The following is a 16,239-nucleotide window of genomic DNA, read 5'->3' as shown; positions in this document are numbered from 1 at the left end:
CCCCGTTGCGCTGGAGCCCTCGATGAAACCTTCGCCGCACGCTCTGCGGCGAGCCCTGCGCCGCCCCTGGCTGGTCCTGCCGCTGTTCCTGCTGGCCGCGCTCTGGTGCGCCGACCGGCTGTTCCCGCTGCCGCTGCCCGAGGATGGCCTGGCCCGCGTGGTGCTGGCCGAGGACGGCACGCCGCTGTGGCGCTTCGCCGACGCCGAGGGCGTGTGGCGCTACCCGGTGGCGCCCGACGAGGTGTCGCCCTATTACCTGCAGGCGCTGCTGACCTACGAGGACCGCTGGTTCTACCGCCATCCGGGGGTAAACCCGCTGGCCCTGGCGCGCGCCGCCTGGCAAAACCTCACGGGCGGGCGCGTGCTGTCCGGCGGCAGCACCCTGTCGATGCAGGTGGCGCGGCTGCTCGACCCGCACGAGCGGACCCTTGCCGGCAAGCTCAGGCAGCTGTGGCGCACCCTGCAGCTGGAGTGGCACCTGTCCAAGGAAGAAATCCTCGCCCTCTACCTCAACCGCGCACCGTTCGGCGGCACCCTGCAGGGCGTGGCGGCGGCCAGCTGGGCCTACCTGGGCAAGCCGCCGAGCCAGCTCACCCGCGCCGAGGCGGCGTTGCTCGCGGTGCTGCCCCAGGCACCCAGCCGGCTGCGCCCGGACCGTCACCCCGAGCGCGCGCAGGTGGCCCGGGACAAGGTGCTGCGCCGCCTGGCGGAGTTCGGCGAATGGCCGCGCACGACGGTGGACGAGGCCCTGCAGGAACCGGTGCTGCTGGCGCCGCGCCGGGAGCCCGACCTGGCGCCGCTGCTGGCGCGCCGGCTGAACGTGCCGGGCAGCCCGCCGCTGATCCGCACCACCCTGGACGCCAACCTGCAGCGGCGCCTGGAAGACCTGCTGCTGGGCTGGCGCGCGCGCCTGCCGGAGCGTACCTCGGCCGCCATCCTGGTGGTGGACAGCGAGAGCATGGCGGTGCGCGCCTACCTGGGCTCGCTGGATGTGAGCGACGACCGCCGTTTCGGCCATGTCGACATGATCCGCGCCCAGCGCTCGCCCGGCTCGACCCTCAAGCCGTTCCTCTACGGCATGGCCATGGACGCCGGGCTGATCCACTCCGAGTCCCTGCTGCAGGACGTGCCGCGTCGCTACGGCGACTACCGGCCGGGCAACTTCGCCGCCGGTTTCATCGGCCCGGTGTCGGCCAGCGAGGCGCTGGCCACCTCGCTCAACCTGCCCGCGGTGCAGCTGCTGGAGGCCTACGGGCCCAGGCGTTTCGCCGGCGAGCTGCGCGGCGCGGGAGTGCCGCTGGCGCTACCGGCCGGCGCCGAGCCGAACCTGACCCTGATCCTCGGCGGCGCCGGCAGCCGCCTCGAGGAACTGGTGACCGGCTACAGCGCCTTCGCCCGTGGCGGCATGGCCGCGCGCCCGCGCCTGCAGCCGCAGGACGCGCTGCGCGAACGGCGCCTGCTGTCGCCGGGGGCGGCCTGGATCGTCCGGCGCATCCTCTCCGGCCAGGCACGGCCGGACCGCGACCCGCGCGCCGAGCTGGTGCAGCGCCCGGTGCTGGCCTGGAAGACCGGCACCAGCTACGGCTTCCGCGACGCCTGGGCGGTCGGGGTCGGCCCGCGCCACTTGATCGGGGTGTGGATCGGCCGGCCGGACGGCACCCCGGTGCCCGGCCAGTTCGGCCTGGCCTCGGCCGCGCCCCTGCTGCTGCAGGTGCACGACCTGCTGGTCAACCGCGACCGCCAGCGCGGCCTGGCGCCGCCGGTGCAGGAGGTGCCGGCCGGCGTCGGCGTGGCCGCCATCTGCTGGCCGCTCGGCCAGGAGCTGGCGCGGGGCGACCCCAACTGTCGGCGCCAGCGCTTCGCCTGGACCCTGGAAGGCACGGTGCCACCGACCCTGCAGGCGGCCGACCAGCCGCTGGGGCTGGGCCTGAATCAGCGCCTCTGGCTGGATGCCGAGGGGCGCCAGGTGGCGCCGGGCTGCGAGGGCGCGCGCGAGGCCCTGGTCGCGCTCTGGCCGGCGCCGCTGGAGCCCTGGCTGCCACGCCGGGAGCGCCGCGCCGCGCGGCTGCCGGCGGCTTCGCCGGATTGCCCGCCGCCGCTGCCCGTGCAGGCGGCGCCGCTGTCCATCGTCGGCGTGCGCGACGGCGACCGCCTGCGCCGTCCCGCCAGCAGCGACAGGCCGTTGCGCCTGAAGCTCTCGGCCCTGGGCGGCAGCGGTACGCGCTGGTGGTTCCTCGACGGCGCGCCGGTGGGCGAGAGCCAGCCGGGGGAGAGCATCGAGCAGAAGCTGAGTGCTTCCGGGGTCTACCAGCTGAGCCTGCTGGACCAGAGCGGGGCGACGGCGCGGGTGGAGTTCCAGGTGAGCGAGTAGGTCGGCGCGGCCCGCGTCAGTCGGGCTGCCCGGCCAGGGCCAGGCGGTCGCGGCCTTCGCTCTTGGCCCGGTAGAGGGCGTCGTCGACGCGCTTGAAGAAGGCCTCGGCGGTGTCGTCCAGTGTCGCGTCGAAGCTGCCGGCGCCGAGGCTGGTGGTCAGCGGCAGGCGCCGGCCCTGGAGTTCGAAGCCGTGGCTGGCGAGGGCGCTGCGAAAGTGCTCGGCCAGGGCGCAGGCCTCGTCCAGCGGGGTGCCGGGCATCAGCACGCCGAACTCCTCGCCGCCCAGGCGCAGCAGGGCGTCGCTGTCGCGGCGGAATACCTGGCGCATGCGCTCGGCGAAGTCGCTCAGGCAGATGTCGCCGCTGCTGTGGCCGTGCTCGTCGTTGATCCGCTTGAAGAAGTCGATGTCCATCAGCACCAGCGACAGCGGCGTGCCCTGGCGCCGGGCGCTGGCGACCAGGCTCGGGAACAGGCTGTTGAACTGCAGGCGGTTGCCCAGCTGGGTCAGTGGGTCGGTGCGGCTGAGCCGGTCGTAGCGCTCGCGCTGGTCGACCAGCTGCTGCTCCATGGCCAGGGTGGCGTGGTACTCGCGGTGGCTGCGGTTCAGCGCCAGCAGCAGGTAGGTGAGGTAGAAGCCCAGGGTGATGGCCAGCGCCTCCTGGGTGTCCCACTGCACCGCCAGCGCGGCCAGGCCGGGCGCGTAGAGCAGCAGGATGGCCAGCACGCAGCGGGCCTTGCGCATGGGGAAGTTGAAGGCCATGGCGGTGCTGAAGGCCACGGTGCTGAGGGTGGCGATCAGCCGCGACGGCTCGAACTCCGGGCGCAGCAGCGTCCAGGCGTGGGCCAGGCCCCAGCCCAGGCTGGTGAGCAGGATCAGGCCCCAGTGGCGGTCGATCCACTGGCCCAGGCTGGCATCGCTCTCCTGGGCCGGCAGGCGGTGCAGCCAGCGCAGCGCCATCATCACGGCGAAGAGCAGGGTGCCGAGCAGGCCCAGGACCTGCATGGAGCCGGGGGCCGCGCTGAAGCCCCAGGTCAGCAGCCAGGCCAGCAGGTAGTAGATGCCGCCCAGGCGGGTGCGGACCCGGGTGTCCTGGCTTTCGCGGAGAAGGGGGAAGGTGGCGCTGAGGGAGAACGGGGTTTCGGGAGCCATGTGTTGTGATCACAAATGCGGCGTATCAGCAGCATAGCGTCGCCAACCGCTCAAATAAAGCAAAGTGCCAGCATTTCGTCGTCAGCCGCGACGGATCAGCCAGATGCCCCCGACGATGAGTGCCAGGCCGGCGGCCTTGCCCACGGTGATGGGCGCCTCGCGGAAGCCCACCCAGCCGTTGTGGTCCAGCAGCAAGGCCATGCCCAACTGGCCGGCGAGCACCAGCACCATGAACAGCAGGGCGCCGATGCGCGGGCCGGCGAAGGCGGCGGTGGCGATGAAGAAGGCCCCGAGCAGGCCGCCGCTCCAGTGCCACCAGGACAATCCCTTGAACGCGGCCAGGCCGGAGACCTCGCGCTGGGCCAGGACGATGATCAACAGGGCGAGGGTGCCGACCAGGAAGGAGACCAGGGCGGCGGCCATCACGCTGGACAGGTGCTTGGCCAGCTGGCCATTGATGCCGGCCTGCAGCGGCATCACGGCGCCGGCGATGAGGGGCAGGGCGAGCAGCCACCAGTTGGGCATGGCGGTCTCCGGAATGCGAGAGGAGTGCCGATTATGCCTGTTGTTGTCCCTTGGGTCAGCTTTGCAGCGGCTTGACGAACTCCACCAGTGCCACCCGCGTCTGGCCGCGCTGGCGCTCGACCAGGCCGGTCAGCCGGTAGCCCAGGCGGGCGTAGAGCAGCAGGCCGGCAGCGTTGTCGTTGAAGCAGGAGACCTTGAGTTCGCGGGCGTCGAAGTCGCGGTTGGCGAGCCGCTCCATCACGCCGATCAGGTAGCGCGCCACGCCCTGGCCGCGGGCCCAGGGCGCGATCATCAGGTTGCCCAGGGCGCAGTAGTCGCCCGGCAGGCTCTGGTAGAAGTTGGCGAAACCGGCCGGGCGCCCGTCGAGCAGGGCCAGGGTGTTGCCCCGGCGCTCGGCGAAGGCGGCCGCTAGCTGCTCGCGGGTGAGCGGCCAGTGTGCGCGGGGGAAGGCGTAGAAAAGCTCGTCGGCGTTGCGCACGAAGCGCACCACCTCGTCCAGGTCGTCCGCGCTGGCGGGGCGGTGGCCGAGCAACTGGTCGCTCATCGCGGCGGATACTGCGCGATGACCTTGGCCACGGTCTGGCGGATGGCCGCCTCCCGCTCGCTGGGGCTGGGTGGCGACTGGCGCATGATCTGCTCGGCGCTGCCGCGCCACACCAGCTTGCCGTCCTTGCCGTCGAACAGGTCGACCTGGATGGTGGCGACCCTGTATTCCACGGTGCGGGTCTCGTTGAAGGCCGGGCCGCCCCAGTAACCTCCCCAATAACCGCCCCAGTAGCCACCGTAATTGGTGCTGACCTGGTCCTGACGCTCGTCGACGATCAGCCAGGCCTGCACCTTGAGGTCGGCTGCGGCGCCGCCCTGGGCCGGGCGCAGGCCGCGCTGGTCGAGTTCCTGGGCGACGGCGTCGCGGATGCGCTGTTCGGTGAGGTCGCTCTTGATCCGTGGATCGTCCGGCTGGTACTGCAGGCCCGGTTCCTGCCAGCTCCAGCTGCGATAGGCGGCGAAGTCGCGGGTGGCGTCGAAGTCGCGTTCGACGTGGATGCTCTGGCAGGCGGCCAGCAGAAGCAGGAGCGGTGCCAGCAGAATTCGGGAAAGCATGATGCAAACCTCCTGGGTAGAGCCCCTATCGAACTGCAAGTCGGGCTGGCGGGCAAGCACTCGTCAGTGCGGCGGATAGGCGCCGAGGGCATCCGCCACGGCGCGGCGCAGGGCGTCCGCGCGCTCGCTGCGGCTGCCCTCGCCACGCGCCTCGGCGCTGCCGTTCCACACCGGCTGGCCGCTGGCGCCGTCGTACAGCTCGATGTTCACCACCGCCACCTCGACTTCGTAGGTGCGGGTCAGCGGCACATGGCCGTACATGCCGTAGCGGTCGCCGTAGGGGCCATTGCCATAGTAGCTGCCGTAGTCGTCGCGCACCTGGTACTGGCGCTTCTCCAGGCGCAGCGAGGCGCTCACCTGCAGGTCCGCGGCCTTGCCGGGGCGCACCGGGCGCAGCCCGCGCTGGTCCAGGCCGCCACCCACCGCCTCGGCGACCAGCGCGCCGTCGGCCCAGGCGCTGCCGGCCGGCTGCTGGCGCCAGCTCCAGTCGCGGTAGCGGCCGTAGTCGCGTGGCGCCGCCGGGTAGGCGCTGCGGTCGAAGTGCTCAGCCGCGCCGGGGGGCGCCGGCGGCAACGGCCGGCCGTCGGCCACGTAGGGGTTGTGGCTCTGGCAGGCGGCGAGAAGCAGGAGCAGCGGTGGAAGGAGGAGGCGGCGCATGAGGGTCTCCATGCCTGGCAGCAGGAACAGTGTAGGAGCGAGCTCTGCTCGCGAACATCCGGCGTTGTCGCGCTCCTAACGCGGCCGGCAGATCCAGTGTAGGTAGCGGCCCAGGCCGGCGAAGCCGGGGTGGCGCCGGTAGGCCAGTTCCATTTCCAGCAGGTCGGCCAGTTCGGCCTTGGCCTGGAATTCGCTCGGCATGTAGTCGTGGAACACGCGCACGCCACTGCGGTTTTCGACCCGCCAGCGTCCTTCGAGTTGCGCCGCCAGCTCGCGCGGGTCGAGCGGCTTCTGCGGTGTCAGGCTCTGGCCCTCGCCGGCGAAGCGCTCCTTGCGCAGCTTGCGGAAGTGGCCCTTGAGCAGGTTGCGGTAGACCAGCGCGTCCTTGTTGTAGAAGGCCAGCGACAGCCAGCCGCCGGGTGCGGTGAGCTGGTGCAGCACGGGCAGGATGGCGTGGGGCTCGGCTAACCATTCGAGCACGGCGTGACAGAGCACTAGGTCGTAGGGTTCGCTGAGCCGGCCCAGCAGGTCCTGCCAGGGCGCCTGGATGAACTGCGCCTCGACGCCCGCGTCGGCGAAGCGCTGGCGGGCGCCTTCGAGCATGGGTTCGGCCGGTTCCGCCAGGGTCACGGCATGGCCGCGCTGGGCCAGCCACAGACTCATGTGGCCGAGTCCGGCGCCGACGTCCAGTATCCGCAGCGGGCGTTCCGGTAGCGCTTCCTTGAGGTCGGCCTGGAGCACGGCCAGGCGGATGGCGCCCTTGGCGCCACCGTAGATCTTCTCGGCGAAGCGGGTGGCGAGTTCGTCGAAGTGCCGGTCAGTCAAGGGTGCCTCCACGGGCGCTGTGCGAGGGCGGGGTCACGATCCGAAGCGCCTCTCGTTGTCGGCCAGCTTGGCGCGTACCGCCTGGTCCATGTCGATGCCCAGCTCGGCGCACAGCAGCAGGAGGTAGAGCACGATGTCGCCGATCTCCTGGCCGGCGTGTTCCAGCCGCTCGGCATCGAGCTGACGAGCCTGGTCTTCCGACAGCCACTGGAAGATTTCCACCAGCTCGGCCATCTCCACGCTGGCGGCCATGGCCAGGTTCTTCGGGTTGTGGAAGCGGCGCCAGTCGTTGTGGTCGCGGATGGCGTGCAGGCGGCGAGTGAGTTCGGCGATGTCCATGGAGCGCTCCTTCGGGGCGCATAGCTTCGGCCGGAAGGGGCGCCGCGGCAAGTCCCGCCTACTCGGCTTCCTTCTCCAGCAGCGCCTGCTTGCGCGGCACGCCCCAGCGGTAACCGGTGAGCGCGCCGCTGGCGCCTATTACCCGGTGGCAGGGCACTAGCAGCCCCAGCGGGTTGCTGGCGCAGGCGCGGGCGACGGCGCGGGCGTGGCTGCCCAACTGCTCGGCCAGCTCGCCGTAGCGCCGTGTCTGCCCCGGCGGAATGCTGCGCAGGGCCTGCCACACCTGCTGCTGGAAGGCGGTGCCGCGCATGTCCAGCGGCAGGTTGGCGGCCCGTGTCGGTTCCTCGACCTGGGCCAGCACCTCGCGCAGCCAGTCACGTAGGCCGCGCTGGTCACGCTTCAGTTCGGCGGCGGCGAAGCGCTGGTGCAGTTCCGCCTCCAGCTCTGCCTCGTCGTCGCCGAACAGCAGCGCACAGACGCCCTTGTCGCTGGTGGCGAGCAGCAGCAGACCCAGCCGGCAGTCGGTGATGGCGTAGCGCAGTACCTCGCCGGCGCCCTTGCGCCGACGCTCGGCGGGGCTCAGGGCGGAGGCTTGCTCGTACAGCGCGCGGGTGCCGGAGTAGCCGGCGTCCAGTGCCGCCTGGAGCACCGAGCCGGCCTGGGGCAGGGCGGCCTCCAGGCGCTGGCGGCGGCGGGTGTCGAACCAGGCCCTGGGCGTCATTCCGGTGCGGGCCTTGAAGGCGCGCGCCAGGTGCGAGGCGGACAGGCCGATGCGCGCCGCCAGCTGTTCCAGAGTCGGCGCCTTGTCGCTGTTCTCCAGCAGGCGGCAGGCGGCCACCACCAGCTCGTCGAGCTGTTCGGCCGGGCTGCGGCCCTGCGGTGTGCAGCGGCGGCACGGACGATAGCCGGCGGCCTCGGCGCTGGCCGGGTCGGCGTGGAAGCTGACGTTGTCGCGGCGCGGCCGGCGCGCCGGGCAACTGGGCCGGCAGTAGATGCCGGTGCTGCGCACGGCGAAGACGAAGCGGCCGTCCTGATCGGCGTCGCGGTCGCATACGGCCTGCCAGCAGTGGTCCTGATCGAGCATGGTGGTCTCCCGGTGGTGGCCCGCCGAATGGCGGTCCCCCGAATCTGCATGGAGAGATTGTCGATCCGCCCGCCGACGCTGCCAATCCACATCTGACTTTCAAACCGCCGCCTGGCAGGAACCGACTCAGCGAAGCGCGATCAATACTTCACGGCCCGCCGCGCAAGGCGGCGTGGCCCCGGACAAGGAGCTGATGATGGCGGACATGCTCGATCGGCCCGACCAGCCGGTATTGCTGCTGGTGGACGACACGCCTGAGAACCTCATGCTGATGAGCGAGCTGTTGGCCGACAGCTACCGGGTCAAGGTCGCCGACAGCGGCGCCATGGCCCTGCGCATCGCGGCCGCCAGCCCGCCGCCGGACCTGATCCTGCTTGACATCATGATGCCGGAGATGGACGGCTACGAAGTCTGCCGCCGGCTCAAGGCCGACCCCGCCACCGCGGAGATCCCGGTGATCTTCCTCACCGCCATGGCTGACCGCGACGGCGAGCAGTACGGCTTCGACCTCGGCGCCGTGGACTACATCACCAAGCCGATCCGCCCGCACCTCCTCCTCGCGCGGATTCGCGCACACCTGCAGCTCAAGGCCGGCGCCGACTTCCAGCGCGACAGGAGCGAGTACCTGGAGCTGGAGGTGAAGCGCCGCACCCGCGACATTCAGCGCCTGCAGGAGGTGACCATCGAGGCCATGGCCAAGCTGGCGTCGATGCGCGAAAACCCGCGCGGCAGACACTTGGAGCGCATCGAGCTGTACATGGTCGAACTGGCCGCGACCCTGGCCCGCCAGCAACCGCCCATGGCCGCCGAACTGGACGAGGAGCGCATCGCCCAGCTGGGCAAGTCGGCGCTACTGCACGGCATCGGCAAGCTGACCCTGCCGGATCGCATCCTGCTCAGCCCGGTGCCCTTGCAGGGCGAGGACCTGGAGCTGCTGCACGGCCACACCATCGCCGGGCGCGACGCGCTGCTCGCGGCCGAGGCCAAGCTGGGTAGCGTGCCGAACTTCCTGCGCGACGCCCGCGACATTGTCTACAGCCAGCACGAACAGTGGGACGGCGGCGGTTACCCGCAGGGGCTGCGGGGCGAAAGCATCCCGCTGGCGGCGCGGCTGATGGCGGTGGCCGGCGCCTACGAGGAGCTGACCAGCCGCCACACCTACCGGCAGCCGCTGGAGCACGAGGAGGCGGTGGCGCAGATCAGCGCCGCCAGCGGTACGCTCTTCGACCCGTCGGTGGTGCTGGCCCTGATCGAGGCCGCCGAGCGCTTCGCCCGGATCGCCCGGGAACATGCCGACGGCGCCGCGGCCATCCATTATGAGATACAGCGGCTGGAAGAGTCCCTCGGCGAACCCATCGAACTGACCCTGCCTGCTCGCAGGACTGCTCCCGAGGCCTAGTTCGGGTCCTCGGTACCGGGATGCTCCGTGCCACCTACGCTCCCGTCGTCCCCGCGCAGGGGGGACCCAGGACGCGCTGTCTTGCCCTCGACTGGATTCCCGCCTGCGCGGGAATGACGGGATTTCCTGGTTACTTCGCTCGTATAGGGTCGTCAGTCGACGGGCCTGACGCAGAGCCGCCGCTATCTTCCACGACGATTGATGGTTGGGTAGGCGGGGTGCTGTGCCCCTACGTATCTCTCAGTGACCCCGTCGTCCCCGCGAAGGCGGGGACCCAGGACGCGCTGTCTTGCCCGCGACTGGATTCCCGCCTGCGCGGGAATGACGGGATTTCCTGGTTGCTTCGCTCGTATAGGGTCGTCAGTCGACGGGCCTGACGCAGAGCCGCCGCTATCTTCCGCGACGATTGATAGTTGGGTAGGCGGGGTGCTGGGCTTTTACACACTCCGTCGTCCCCGCGCAGGCGGGGACCTAGGACGCGCTGTCTCGACCGCGACTGGATTCCCGCCTGCGCGGGAATGACGGGATTTTTTGGTTGCCTCGTTCGTGTGGAGTCGTCAGCCGACGGGCCTGACACAGGCCGCCGCTATCTTCCGCGACGATTGATGGTTGGGTAGGCGGGGTGCTGGGCTTCCACGCACTCCGTCGTCCCCGCGCAGGCGGGGACCCAGAACGGGCTGTCTTGCCCGCGTCTGGATTCCCGCCTACGCGGGAATGACAGGGTTTCCTGAATGCCTTGTCCGTCTAGGGTCTGCACCCGACTGCCCGGACGCAGAACCCGCCGTCGACACAGACCAGCCATCTCGGCCCGACCGCCTCAGCCCTGCTTCCGCCAGTCCAGCGCCAGCGCTTCCTGCCAGGCGAAGCGCTCGAAGTGGCTGGCCACCACATGTTCCAGCTTCTCCAGGTCATCGTCGTTGGCCGCCTGCACCCGCAGGCTCAGGCCGCCGTCTTCCGCCTGCAATAGGGCCAGGCCGAACTCGAATTCCACGCGCCCCTGGCGCTCGTCGAACTCGACCGGAACCTTGTGGGCGAAGTGCTTGCACAGGCGGCCGATGTAGCGCGCCGGCGTGTCGGTGGCGACGAAGGCGCGGGATTGCACTTGAGTCATGGACGGTCTCCTCAGTAGGCCAAGGTGAAGCGCTGGCGGACGTGGCGCGGTTGCTCGGTCTCGTCGAGCAGGGCGACGGCCAGGTCGGCCACCGAGACATGTCCTGGCTGGCCGTCCTTGAGCAGCAGCTCGTCGCCACCCAGGCGGAACTGGCCGGTGCGCGGGCCGGGCTCCAGGTGGGCGGCGGGGGAGAGGAAGGTCCACTCCAGTTCGCGCTCTTCGCGCAACTGGTCGAGGGCCTGGCGCGCGCCCTCGGCGCCTTCCTTGTATTCGGCGGGGAAGCCTTCGCTGTCGATCAGCTGCTTGCCCGGTGCCACGTACAGGCTGCCGGCGCCGCCCACCACCAGCAGGCGCTTGAGCCCCGCGGCCTTGGTCGCAGTGACGATGGCGCGGCTGCCGTCTATGAACTGCTCGCGGATGTCGGCCACGCCCCAGCCGGGGTTGAAGGCGCTGAGCACGGCGTCGTGGCCGCGCAGGTGGTTGGCGAGGGCGGCCACGTCATGCACGTCGGCTTGCACCGCGACGAGGTTGGCGTGCTGCGGCAGCTTTTCCGGGTGGCGGACCAGGGCGGTCACCTGGTGGCCACGGTTCAGGGCTTCTTCGAGCAGGGCAGAACCGACGTAGCCGGTGGCGCCGATCAGGGCGAGTTTCATGGAGGTTTCCTGGGTGCGTTGAATGTGGGCTACATAATCACCGCTGGATAAAGCCAGGAAAAAGCGGCCTAATCCGCTTTGACAATTAAGCGGAGCTTAATAATGGAGCAGCTCAAGCGCATGGCCCTGTTCGCCACGGTGGTGGAGAAGGGCTCCATGGTGGCCGCCGCCGAGTCGCTGGGCATGACCGCCTCGGCGGTCAGCCAGCAGATTCGCAAGCTCGAAGAGAGCACCCGGGTCAGCCTGCTGCACCGCACCACCCGCCGGCTGACCCTGACCGAAGCCGGCGAGCAGCTGTACCAGAGCTGCCGGCAGATCGTGCAACTGGCGCAGCAGGCCGAGCAGCGCCTGGCCGAGCTGCGCGACGCGCCGGTGGGCGAGCTGCGTATCGCGGCGCCGGTGGGGTTCTCCGGCCACCTGATCACCGATGCCCTGGCACCGCTGCTGCGCGCTCATCCACAACTGAGCCTGCGGCTGTTCTTCCAGGACGAGCAGATCGACCTGATCGAGCAGCGCATCGACCTGGCTATCCGCGTCGGCAGCCTGGAAGACTCCAGTCTGGTCGCACGCCATATCGGCGACTGGCCGATGCTGCTGTGCGCTGCGCCGTCCTACCTGGCGCGCTGCGGCCCGATCGACGGGCCCGAGCGGCTGAGCGAGCTGGACTGGCTGAGCCTCGGCCAAGAGCGCGGCGCCCAGGTGACGCTGCACGGGCCGGCGGGCGCGGTGCAGCGCCTGCGGGTGGAGGGGCGGGTGGTGTGCAACAACATTCTTTCGGTGCGCCAGTTCACCCTGGCCGGCATGGGCCTGTCGCTGCAGCCGGAGCCGGAGATCCGCGAGCTGCTGGTCCGGGGCGAGCTGCTCGCGGTGCTGCCGCGCTGGCAGCCGGCGCCCATCGGCCTGCACCTGGTCACGCCCCGTCGCGATGCCCAGCCGGCCAAGGTGCGCTACGCCATCGAGGCCCTGCGGCGCTCGTTGACGGCGGGCTAGCTGGGCGGCGAGGGCGGATTGCCGTATAAGGGCGGAATTGTCACCAGTGGAAACCCGATCAGTTCGATGAAAACCCCGAAACGCCTGGAACCCCTGCTCGAAGATGGTCTGATCGACGAGGTGGTACGGCCGCTGATGAGCGGCAAGGAAGCCTCGGTCTACGTGGTGCGCTGCGGCGGCGAGCTGCGTTGCGCCAAGGTCTACAAGGAGGCCAACAAGCGCGGCTTCCGCCAGGCCGCCGAGTACCAGGAAGGGCGCAAGACCCGCAACAGCCGCGACGCCCGCGCCATGGCCAAGGGCAGCAAGTATGGCCGCAAGGAACAGGAGGACGCCTGGCAGAACGCCGAAGTGGCCGCGCTGTTCCGCTTGGCCGCGGCCGGCGTGCGGGTGCCCAAGCCCTACGATTTCCTCGACGGCGTGCTGCTGATGGAGTTGGTCGACGACGGCTACGGCGATGCCGCGCCCCGGCTCAACGATGTCGACCTGCTGCCCGAGGATGCCCGCGAGTTCCATGCCTTCATGATCGGTGAGATCGTCAAGATGCTCTGCGCCGGCCTGGTGCATGGCGACCTGTCGGAGTTCAACGTGCTGCTCGATCCCTACGGCCCGGTGATCATCGACCTGCCCCAGGCGGTGGACGCCGCTGCCAACAACCATGCCTTCAGCATGCTCGAGCGCGACGTGCGCAACATGGCCGAGTATTTCGGCCAGTTCGCCCCGGAGCTGCTGGAGACCCGCTACGCCAAGGAGATGTGGGCGCTCTACGAGGAAGGCGAGCTGACCCCCGAGACTTCGCTCACCGGCCACTTCGACGAGCCGGAGGAGCAGGCGGACGTCGGCGCGGTGATGCGCGAGATCAAGGCCGCCCTGATCGAGCAGGAGCGCCGCGAGGCGGCCCGCAACGCCGAGGACGCCCCCCGCGACGAACCCCCGCCGCCGCCCTGGGCGCAATAGTCGTTTGCGCTAGGGTCTGTACGAAAAGTCGTCGAGCGAAGGTCAGGCGAGGGCTAGGCGCCCCCACAAAAACAGGTGAGGAAGCGGACTGGGCTCGCATGCGAGTTTACGAGCTGTAAATGAGCATTCCGAACCCGTTTTTTAATGAAGCATCACCGAGCGCAGGCACTTTTCGTACATAACCTAGGGGGCGCCCCACCAGAGCAGGCCGCCGATCGCCAGCCCGAGCAGGCAGGCGGCCAGCGCCGGGCCGCGCAGATGGCTCAGGGACGGGCGGTGGTACCAGCCGTTGCCGGCCAGCCGGTGGGCCGGTGCGTCGAGTTTCCGCCAGAGCAGTTCGACGTCGTGGAACGCCTCGGCATTGGCCGGGTCGCTGTCCAGCCAGCGGCGGAAGTCGATGCGCTCGCTGGCCGGCAGCTGCGGATTCTGCAACCGCACGTACCAGTGGGTCGCCGTATCCTGGCGCTGCCGTTCGGGGGAACTCTTCACCCTCGGGTCCCGCTCCGCTGGCACTGCCGAAGGACCCGGAGCATGTTCTTTTCCACCAGGTCCATGGAGATGCCGAGCCGTTCGGCGATGTTCTCGTAGGAGAGACCGTCCAGGCGGCTGAGCAGGAATACCTGCTGGCTGCGTCGCGGCAGCCCGCGCAGGCGGCGCGACAGCAGTTCCAGTTCCTGGATGGGGTGCAGCTCGCGCAGAGGGTGGGACGGGAAGGGCGATGATGTGTTCATGGCTCGATGGCGGCGCAGGGTTGGGCTGGAAGTTGCGAGAGTAATACGCCCGAGAATTATTCTCAAATACTGGTTGAGGCTGCCGCCACCCCTTCAGCATTCGATGATGTTGACCGCCAGGCCGCCGCGGGCGGTTTCCTTGTACTTACTCTTCATGTCCGCGCCCGTCTCGCGCATGGTGCGGATCACCCGGTCCAGCGAGATGAAGTGCTGGCCGTCGCCGCGCAGGGCCATGCGCGCGGCGTTGATCGCCTTCACCGAGCCCATGGCGTTGCGTTCGATGCAGGGCACCTGAACCAGCCCGCCGACCGGGTCGCAGGTCAGGCCGAGGTTGTGTTCCATGCCGATCTCGGCGGCGTTCTCCACCTGGGCGATGGTTCCGCCGAGCACTTCGCACAGGGCGCCGGCTGCCATCGAGCAGGCCACGCCGACCTCGCCCTGGCAGCCCACTTCGGCGCCGGAGATGGAGGCGTTCTCCTTGTACAGGATGCCGATGGCGGCGGCGGTGAGCAGGAAGCGCACCACGCCGTCATCGCTGGCGCCGGGCACGAAGCGCCGGTAGTAGTGCAGCACCGCCGGCACGATGCCGGCCGCGCCGTTGGTGGGCGCGGTGACCACGCGGCCGCCGCTGGCGTTCTCCTCGTTCACCGCCAGGGCGTAGAGGTTGACCCAGTCCATCACCGTCAGCGGGTCGCGCAGGCTGGCCTCGGGGTTCTGGCTGAGCTGGCGGTGCAGGGCGGCGGCGCGGCGGCGCACCTTGAGGCCGCCGGGCATGATGCCTTCGTTCTGGCAGCCGGCGGCCACGCAGTCCTGCATCACCTGCCAGATGTTCAGCAGCCCGGCGCGGGTCTCGGCCTCGGGGCGCCAGGCCGCCTCGTTGGCCAGCATCAGCTGGCTGATCGACAGGTTGTGCTCGGCACACTGGCCGAGCAGCTCCCGGGCGGTCCTGAACGGGTAGGCGAGGGCGGTCTTGTCCTCGACGATGCGGTCGGCGCCGGCGGCTTCCTCGTCCACCACGAAGCCGCCGCCCACCGAGTAGTATTCGCGCGAGCGGAGTTGCAGGCCGGCGCCGTCGAAGGCGCGGAAGACCATGCCGTTGGGGTGGTAGTCCAGCGGCTTGCGTATCATCGCCAGGTGTTCCTTTTCGACGAAGCGGATCGGCTTGTCGCCGCCCAGTTTCAGCTGCCCGCTGGCGCGCATGGCGGCGAGGCGAGCGTCGATGGTCGAGGTATCGACGCGGTCCGGCTGCTCGCCCTCCAGGCCGAGCAGCACCGCCTTGTCGCTGCCGTGTCCCTTGCCGGTGGCGCCGAGGGAGCCGTACAGCTCGACCCTGAGGCTCTGCGTGGCGTCGAACAGTCCTTCCCGGCGCAGGCCCTCGACGAAGCGGGCGGCGGCACGCATCGGCCCCACCGTGTGGGAGCTGGACGGGCCGATACCGATCTTGAAGAGGTCGAACACGCTGAGGGCCATGGGCTGTTCCTGTGACTCGCTGGTCAGCAGCTTACACCCGATGCCTGCGGCGATCGGTCGCGGATGCGACCTGGAGTTGCCGTCCTTCGCCGTGCATGGCATGCGCACAGCGCAACGGCGGAAGGGCTAAGTGCCTGATCCAGCTCAACTTGGCGTCTTGCCGGCGGGACTAGAATGCCGGCATTGCAAGGAGGAGCGGGTAATGAGCGAACAGTACGGTGTCGGCGACGCGTCCTATCGGGCCGCGGGTGGCCTGGAAGGGTTGCGCCGCCTGGTGGAGGACTTCTACCGATTCATGGATGCGCTGCCGGAAGCCGCGGAGGTGCGCGCGATGTACCCGGAGGAACTGGCCGTGGCGCGCGACAAGCTGGTCTGCTTTCTCAGCGGCTGGCTCGGCGGGCCGAAGCTGTTCGCCGAGAAGTACGGCTCCATCGCCATTCCCAGCTTCCATGCCCAGTGGCCGATCGGCCCGGAGCAGGCGGAGGCCTGGCTGGTGTGCATGTCCCGCGCGGTGGCCTGCCAGCGCTACGCGCCCGATTTCGTCGACTACCTGATGGCCCAGCTGCATGCACCGGCCCAGCGCATCGTCCAGGCCAGCGCCGCCCGCCACGCGCCGTGACGCCATTCGTAGGGTGCGCCGCGCGCACCGTGCAGGAGCGTCTCTGCAGCTTCCGGTGCGCGTAGCGCACCCTGCAAACGCCGGTAACAAGTGAGACCTGTTCGTCGTTTACGGCAAATCCGAATTGTTGTGGTCGCCCTGTTCGGTTGAAATTGACAGGGTCGGTATGGCCGTCGCAGGAGGCGACGGCCAGCTGTAGCTTGCATGGAGGCGAGCGGATGAACAGAGTACTTAACGTCACTACGGTGTTCGGTGACGAT

The 16,239-nt window shown here is 69.8% G+C and carries 18 protein-coding genes; 5 read left to right on the top strand and 13 right to left on the bottom strand.

Annotated features, from left to right (window positions below; translation table 11 throughout):
* Nucleotides 1-22: 22 nt before the first annotated feature.
* On the top strand, nt 23-2,371 hold the full coding sequence (gene pbpC, locus N5D30_RS22545; RefSeq protein WP_279910756.1) for a peptidoglycan glycosyltransferase PbpC: 2,349 nt from the start codon (nt 23-25) through the stop codon (nt 2,369-2,371).
* Nucleotides 2,372-2,387: 16 nt separating this feature from the next.
* On the opposite strand, the gene N5D30_RS22540 is transcribed toward pbpC, so the two are convergent.
* The 8 genes from N5D30_RS22540 to ada all read right to left on the bottom strand — a co-directional run bounded on the left by N5D30_RS22540 (nt 2,388) and on the right by ada (nt 8,052).
* On the bottom strand, nt 2,388-3,521 hold the full coding sequence (locus N5D30_RS22540; protein WP_279910755.1) for a GGDEF domain-containing protein: 1,134 nt from the start codon (nt 3,519-3,521) through the stop codon (nt 2,388-2,390).
* Nucleotides 3,522-3,602: 81 nt separating this feature from the next.
* Nucleotides 3,603-4,046 carry a DMT family transporter gene (locus N5D30_RS22535; protein ID WP_279903591.1) on the bottom strand — a complete coding sequence of 148 codons (444 nt, stop codon included), beginning with the start codon at nt 4,044-4,046 and terminating at the stop codon, nt 3,603-3,605.
* 55 nt (nt 4,047-4,101) lie between these two features.
* The gene (locus tag N5D30_RS22530) at nt 4,102-4,590 is read right to left on the bottom strand and encodes a GNAT family N-acetyltransferase (RefSeq protein ID WP_279910754.1); all 489 of its coding nucleotides are present in this window, start codon (nt 4,588-4,590) and stop codon (nt 4,102-4,104) included.
* Nucleotides 4,587-5,147 carry a DUF4136 domain-containing protein gene (locus tag N5D30_RS22525; RefSeq protein ID WP_279910753.1) on the bottom strand — a complete coding sequence of 187 codons (561 nt, stop codon included), beginning with the start codon at nt 5,145-5,147 and terminating at the stop codon, nt 4,587-4,589. The genes N5D30_RS22530 and N5D30_RS22525 overlap by 4 nt, the downstream gene beginning before the upstream one ends.
* Nucleotides 5,148-5,210: 63 nt before the next feature.
* Entirely contained in the window at nt 5,211-5,804 is a 594-nt protein-coding gene (locus tag N5D30_RS22520) for a DUF4136 domain-containing protein (RefSeq protein ID WP_279910751.1), read from the bottom strand.
* 75 nt (nt 5,805-5,879) lie between these two features.
* On the bottom strand, nt 5,880-6,629 hold the full coding sequence (locus N5D30_RS22515) for a methyltransferase domain-containing protein (protein WP_279910750.1): 750 nt from the start codon (nt 6,627-6,629) through the stop codon (nt 5,880-5,882).
* 33 nt (nt 6,630-6,662) lie between these two features.
* Nucleotides 6,663-6,968 (bottom strand): nucleotide pyrophosphohydrolase, encoded by a 306-nt coding sequence (locus N5D30_RS22510; RefSeq protein WP_279910749.1) that lies wholly within the window; start codon nt 6,966-6,968, stop codon nt 6,663-6,665.
* 58 nt (nt 6,969-7,026) lie between these two features.
* Nucleotides 7,027-8,052, bottom strand: a complete 1,026-nt coding sequence (gene ada / locus N5D30_RS22505) for a bifunctional DNA-binding transcriptional regulator/O6-methylguanine-DNA methyltransferase Ada (protein ID WP_279910747.1) — start codon at nt 8,050-8,052, stop codon at nt 7,027-7,029.
* A 196-nt stretch (nt 8,053-8,248) separates the two neighbouring features.
* On the opposite strand from ada, the gene N5D30_RS22500 reads away from it, so the two are divergent.
* On the top strand, nt 8,249-9,451 hold the full coding sequence (locus N5D30_RS22500) for an HD domain-containing phosphohydrolase (RefSeq protein ID WP_279910790.1): 1,203 nt from the start codon (nt 8,249-8,251) through the stop codon (nt 9,449-9,451).
* 817 nt (nt 9,452-10,268) lie between these two features.
* Here N5D30_RS22500 and N5D30_RS22495 read toward each other — a convergent pair.
* Both N5D30_RS22495 and N5D30_RS22490 read right to left on the bottom strand, forming a co-directional pair.
* Nucleotides 10,269-10,562, bottom strand: a complete 294-nt coding sequence (locus tag N5D30_RS22495) for a DUF2218 domain-containing protein (RefSeq protein WP_279910746.1) — start codon at nt 10,560-10,562, stop codon at nt 10,269-10,271.
* 11 nt (nt 10,563-10,573) lie between these two features.
* Nucleotides 10,574-11,215 carry an NAD(P)-dependent oxidoreductase gene (locus N5D30_RS22490; protein ID WP_279910745.1) on the bottom strand — a complete coding sequence of 214 codons (642 nt, stop codon included), beginning with the start codon at nt 11,213-11,215 and terminating at the stop codon, nt 10,574-10,576.
* 102 nt (nt 11,216-11,317) lie between these two features.
* Between N5D30_RS22490 and N5D30_RS22485 the strand changes: the two genes are divergently transcribed.
* Nucleotides 11,318-12,205, top strand: coding sequence for a LysR family transcriptional regulator (locus N5D30_RS22485; RefSeq protein ID WP_279910744.1), 888 nt, complete (start codon nt 11,318-11,320; stop codon nt 12,203-12,205).
* A 66-nt stretch (nt 12,206-12,271) separates the two neighbouring features.
* Complete coding sequence (locus tag N5D30_RS22480) at nt 12,272-13,159, top strand: PA4780 family RIO1-like protein kinase (RefSeq protein WP_279904421.1); 888 nt, start codon at nt 12,272-12,274, stop codon at nt 13,157-13,159.
* A gap of 183 nt (nt 13,160-13,342) precedes the next feature.
* Here the strand turns inward: N5D30_RS22480 and N5D30_RS22475 are convergent, their stop codons facing one another.
* The 3 genes from N5D30_RS22475 to N5D30_RS22465 all read right to left on the bottom strand — a co-directional run bounded on the left by N5D30_RS22475 (nt 13,343) and on the right by N5D30_RS22465 (nt 15,360).
* On the bottom strand, nt 13,343-13,648 hold the full coding sequence (locus tag N5D30_RS22475; RefSeq protein WP_279904422.1) for a DUF4880 domain-containing protein: 306 nt from the start codon (nt 13,646-13,648) through the stop codon (nt 13,343-13,345).
* Nucleotides 13,645-13,890 (bottom strand): sigma factor-like helix-turn-helix DNA-binding protein, encoded by a 246-nt coding sequence (locus N5D30_RS22470; protein ID WP_220813695.1) that lies wholly within the window; start codon nt 13,888-13,890, stop codon nt 13,645-13,647. The genes N5D30_RS22475 and N5D30_RS22470 overlap by 4 nt, the downstream gene beginning before the upstream one ends.
* A gap of 93 nt (nt 13,891-13,983) precedes the next feature.
* A complete protein-coding gene (locus N5D30_RS22465) occupies nt 13,984-15,360 on the bottom strand; it encodes an L-serine ammonia-lyase (protein WP_279910742.1) in 1,377 nt (458 codons plus the stop codon).
* Nucleotides 15,361-15,562: 202 nt separating this feature from the next.
* Here N5D30_RS22465 and N5D30_RS22460 point away from each other — a divergent pair, with 202 nt between their 5' ends.
* Nucleotides 15,563-15,979 (top strand): group II truncated hemoglobin, encoded by a 417-nt coding sequence (locus tag N5D30_RS22460; protein WP_279904426.1) that lies wholly within the window; start codon nt 15,563-15,565, stop codon nt 15,977-15,979.
* Nucleotides 15,980-16,239: the final 260 nt, after the last annotated feature.

Origin of the sequence: Pseudomonas sp. GD03875, from assembly GCF_029840585.1 — a bacterium.
GTDB classification, from domain to species: Bacteria; Pseudomonadota; Gammaproteobacteria; order Pseudomonadales; family Pseudomonadaceae; genus Aquipseudomonas; species Aquipseudomonas paralcaligenes.
Note: the sequence above shows the minus strand (reverse complement) of the source record. Positions and strands in the feature narration are given on the sequence as shown.